Genomic DNA, 5,245 nt, shown 5'->3' with positions numbered 1-5,245 from the left:
TTTAGCAGCACTGTAAGTACGTAGCTTTGGCCATCCAGGGCACATGAGATAGTCTCCGTACCTGTTTGTGCCAATAGTGCAGTTACGTTAATCTGTGCAGTATCGCTACTGGTACATCCGTTGGCATTGGTAAATTCATAGGTAAGGGTTTGTGTCCCTGTTCCGGCCGTGGCGGGGTCAAAACTGTTGCCCGTTACCCCGGTTCCGCTAAAGGTCCCTCCAGTCTGGTTTACAAACGTTGTAAGATCTAGGGCACTAGCATCCACACATATATTGGCAGGGTCAGTAAAAATAACTATTGGCAAGGCGTTCTCGGTCAATGTTATTTGAGTACGCGAAGTACTAATACAATTATTTGTAGTATTTCTAGCTTCCGTATAATAGCTTCCTGGGGCCGCGGGTGTATAAATTGTACTCCCTGCCAGTATCAAGGAACCTCCTACTGGAGCATCATACCAATCAACAGTTTCTCCAGGACTTACAACTGCGGTTAATGCAGGAATTGCACTTCCCACACAATAGCTCTGGTCACCCCCACTTATTGGAGCGTTAACTACAGGGCAACTACAGTCGGGTGCTGTAATATTTAAGGTGGCAATACAACCATTGGCATCCGTGGATGTTATGGTAATATTGGTTCCTGATGTCACACCAGTAATAGTCCAGGTATTTCCTGAGGTATTTGTCACACTTCCCGAGGTACTGCTCACTGTCCCCGCACTTACTATCACTTCTAATGAATAGGTTGTAAGATCTGGCGAGCACGTTGCCGGAACGGATATTGAAAAGGTAGGCAAGGCATTTACCGTAATGGTCGCAGACTGGTTCAGGGTTACTGTACTACATCCTGGGCTAGAAGCCTCTACGTCATATATTCCCGTAACAAGCTGTGGGTGTCCGGCAGGTATGGTAAGCAGTAAATCTCCTCCCGTACCCGCACCTGTTACTGCTGGGTTAAGGGGAGCGCCAAACAGTAAGAGTTGATAATTAACTCCAAACTGCGAATTGGATATAGTGACTGTGGCAGCATCGCCTGCACAAACGGTATCTCCGGTTACGTTCAACGATGTATTTGGGTTGCCATTTATAAATGAGACTGGGTCTACAAGCATGCCAATACAACCCGGAATACCGTTGGTTACAAATACCTGATAATCGGTACCACCCGGGGGAACATTTAAGGGTGGAATATTAATTGAAAGATCTCCACCGTTTCCTACGCCTGTTAGGGCGGGGATAAAAGAAATACCGTTTTGATCGCGTACCTCGTAGGTAAGCCCAATTGTAGTATTTGCAATAGTGGTAATGAATGGCCCGGGATTCAAACAAAGGTTTATATCCGATGCCGTAAGACTTAGGTCCAATAAACAACAATTGGGGGCAGTTCCGGCCACATTGAGGGTATTACAGGCATTGACATCTGTAAAGTCAACATTGTAATCGATTCCTGCCGTGATAGGATCTGAGGTCCATATATTTCCTGCGAAAGTACCTGGAGCTCCGGTACCTATAGCTGTGTAGGGTCCAGTTCCGGCCACTTCAACCACAAGGGTGTATTGGGTACCTTGTAGGTTACAGCTGCTGGTTTCCGTTCCTACTTGCGTAATATTGGGGTTAACCGTAATGGTAATATCGTTGCTGTTTATAGGCGCAGCAGGACAAAACGCCGGTTTTATAGCATAGCTTGCCGTATAGGTTGTGGTGGCATTGACGGTTACCGTAATCGGAGTACCCAATCCTACCGTATTGCCAAGATTATCGGTCCAAGTAATATCAAAAATACTTACCGGTAAATTTATGGACAACTCCACATCACCTCCTGGAGCACAAATAGGATTGTTATCTGCCGTTAATACGGCTGTTATGGGAGCAGGTATTAGATTTACGTTTAAATCTACACCATCACAGGGTGTCGTTATTCTGACTACATAATCTCCTGCCGAAATATTTTCAAAAAGATGACTGGTTGTGGAATTGTCCGTTTCCTGATAGGTCTGCACAGGATTGAGCAAATCCGAAGTTGCAAACAACTCATAGGTAATAGGATAGGTGGGTGTTCCACTTATGATTTCAGTATAGACAATCCCGGTATTGGGGTTGGTAAAATCACAGAACGCACCCGCCGTAGTTGCGGTAATATTTTGAAAAGGCGCAATAGTTACTGCTGTCCAATATTCGCGATCATTATTATTTCCAGTAGTAGCTGAGAAAACCTCATTGGCATTGTTCGATTGGAAATTGATCCCTGAAAACCGTATCACATAATCCCCGGCGGCAAGGTTATTAAAAGATCCTACCAATCCGGATTCGGGAATATCATCCGTTATAAGTGTTCCTGGATTGCCACTGCCATCATCGGTCCATAGCTCCACTATGGTGTTCACTCTAGGAGGACCGATAGAATTAGCTACGTTGATCGTATTCATGTCGTATTCGATCCTGCCCGAATTGGCGCACCCACTAAATGGTACAATTTCTGGGGTATATTGGGCGATCCTTGTAATGGTATGCAGTTGTACGGCTAAATTGCCACAGATATCGGTTGTCGTAATTTCATACTCCCCAGGAGGAAGATCACCTATAATGGAACGATTGGTGGTTGTGGTGTAAGCCAATGGGAAATTTAGGGTGTATGCACCCCCCAGGTTAAAGGGCTGGGTAGGGTTGATGGTAATACTGGATTGAAATGGTACTGGGCGTATGGTATACGTGGTCTCCGGAATGGGATTAGAACTAGGCTGACCCGGAACTCTATCTACCACAAAAGCTCCGGTCCCTTCCAAAATGGAGCTGGCAGAAACTATTCTTATGTCATTCAACGGATCCGAGAGTGGAGGTGTAGTAAATTCAACAGGTACCGAATGACAATTATCCATACCCGTAATCCGATACGTTCCTTCCCCGGGCAGTGTATAATAATCGGAAAAACTACCTGCGCTCAAAGGGTTGGGAGTACCTCCTACCAAGGGTATATTTACCCATATATTGGAACCGGCAGGGGTTTCCTGTTCTATGGTGATGCTATTGGTTGCGCAGAACATATTGTAGGTGTCCGATCCATCGCTATCTAGACTAATTGCATCTACGGTAAGGATAGGGGAACAGTCGAGGGCATAAGTAATTTGTTGATCTATGTTTAATAGGGTATCATCAACCGGCAGCATGGTTTTGGATGCACCAAAAGTGCTACATCCATCGTTGAAAGCAAGCACATAAGGAACATTTTCGTCCAGTCCGGGAGGATAAGTAAAAGATACGGAGCTGCCATTTACATTTAGCACTACCAAATTTTGTGGAACACCTCCATTAACGCTTATTGTAGCGTTACCGGGTTGTTGTATCGTAGTTCTGCCATTTGCAGAATTAACGGTTGTAAAAAATGTACCATCATATGAATTGCAGTCGGGGCTACACTTCCTTTGAAACGTAGCATTTTCATATTCGGATGGCAGTGTGGTATTATCATCGATAACAGGGTTTTGTGATTGAGATACGGAACATCCCAGATCGGTTACCTCAAAAGAAACGGTTTCGCCGCCGTCCATACCTGTAAATGTGTGTGCTGTATCTGGGGTGGGGCCAAAGGTTTGTACAAGGCCGGGTGCAGGAGGGGTAACCGTATATTGAAAAGGGCCGTTTCCTCCACTGTTTATATTAATAGTTAGTGTTGCATCGGTAGCACCAGGGCAAGAGGGTGCCGTGTTGGTACTGCTAATGTCCATGGCTTGGTAACTACTTGTTACCGTAATGGGGTTATCTGGGGATTGTATTTCTGTAGCGCCATTTATCAATCTAACCATATAGCTACCTGCAGCAAGATTGTCAAAATTAATTGGCCCTCCCGTATCGGGGATATTAAGTACAGTTTCCAACCCTCCTGGGAATGTAAGGATGGCTTGCCATCCTACACAAGGTGAACCACCTGGCAAGGCCACTGCAATATTTCCATTGCTTGGGCAGGTACCATCGGTAACGGTTACCGTAAAATTGTTAGGATCGCATTGTGATTGTACTGTCTGAGAGCCAAAAACCCATAGTAATACTAAAAGGAACACGGCATTAAAGTGCATTTTTTTTCTCATGATTGGGTTACTTATATTGAAATTGATTTTTCCATAGTCTGAACATAAGAGCTGGTAAGGCCAGATCATTTGTTAGCGCTATTTGAACTCAAAATTAAAGTGGTACCCCTCCAAAAAAAGGTCGTGTTCAGCGAACGGTTTGTTTCATTTGCTAATAGGTAATTATATCCCTTTTCCGGTATTTGAAGAATTGCCCCCTTTATAATTGGGATGTACAGTTATGGATAATATGTACTACTTGTATTGGATGCGTCCAAGTTAGATGCTGCGTAAGCGAAGGCAAGAGGGCCTATGAATCCCTTATAGCGATGTATTTAATATGGATTGTATTAAGGCCGAAAAAGGAAATTACTTAAAGGCATATCGCCAAGGGGTTCTCATATGATATGTAGGAATGAAGTGAGATATCAGTAGATTCTTATTCCTATAGATCTTTATCCGTTTTGCTGTATTTCTTAATGGAATTCTGATATCAAAAAAGTCGCTGTCCAAGAATGGAAAGGTATCCAATACAGGTAGACTCTTTATAGCAACAGTGGTCTGCTCATGATCTATCAGCATATAATAAAAAAGGTGCTTGGTGGGATCTGACTCTTTGGTGTTTTCTTCCTTAAACTCTTTTGTTGCGATCAACTTATAATCCATTACCTTCAAATGGCAATACTGGTTTATATAGTACCTTATCAGGAGGCCGCTGTAGTCATTCAGTAAGTCTTTATTGGAATCTACTTGATAACTATAAAAGAATAGACGGTGTTTTTTGTTAAAACAATTCTTTCTTAAGAAAAGAAGTTTTTGCAAACAATATTGTATGAAATACTTCACAGTCCTTAAGATTGAGGATTCCATATTGATTCGTGGATGATATTCTATGGATATGATATAGGCATAACACAGCCAATTTTCATATTACTCTATTTTTTTAATTCAACAATAAACTCACTTCTTCGGTTGAGCTGGTGTTCGGCTTTTGTACAGGGCACACCGTTGGAACAATGGTTCACCAATTGGCTTTCGCCATAGCCCTTGCTCGTTAGTCTGGTCTTTGAAATGCCCTTAGATATCAGATAATCTACGGTAGATTTAGCCCTTCTTCCGGATAATGCCATGTTATAGGCATCATTGGCACGGCTATCGGTATGCGATCTTACATCGATGTTTAT

At 43.2% G+C, this 5,245-nt stretch carries 3 protein-coding genes; all 3 read right to left on the bottom strand.

What is annotated here, in order from left to right; genetic code table 11:
- Positions 1 to 4,082 (bottom strand): hypothetical protein (locus tag ACEQ81_RS18565; RefSeq protein ID WP_411032424.1); only part of this gene is annotated, 4,082 nt, incomplete at its 3' end.
- A 348-nt stretch (positions 4,083 to 4,430) separates the two neighbouring features.
- Positions 4,431 to 4,736, bottom strand: coding sequence for a hypothetical protein (locus tag ACEQ81_RS18560; RefSeq protein WP_411032423.1), 306 nt, complete (start codon positions 4,734 to 4,736; stop codon positions 4,431 to 4,433).
- A 260-nt stretch (positions 4,737 to 4,996) separates the two neighbouring features.
- Positions 4,997 to 5,245 (bottom strand): OmpA family protein (locus ACEQ81_RS18555; protein ID WP_411032422.1); only part of this gene is annotated, 249 nt, incomplete at its 5' end.

The organism is Spongiimicrobium sp. 3-5 (genome assembly GCF_046557915.1).
Taxonomy (GTDB): Bacteria; Bacteroidota; Bacteroidia; order Flavobacteriales; family Flavobacteriaceae; genus JBHEBG01.
Note: the sequence above shows the minus strand (reverse complement) of the source record. Positions and strands in the feature narration are given on the sequence as shown.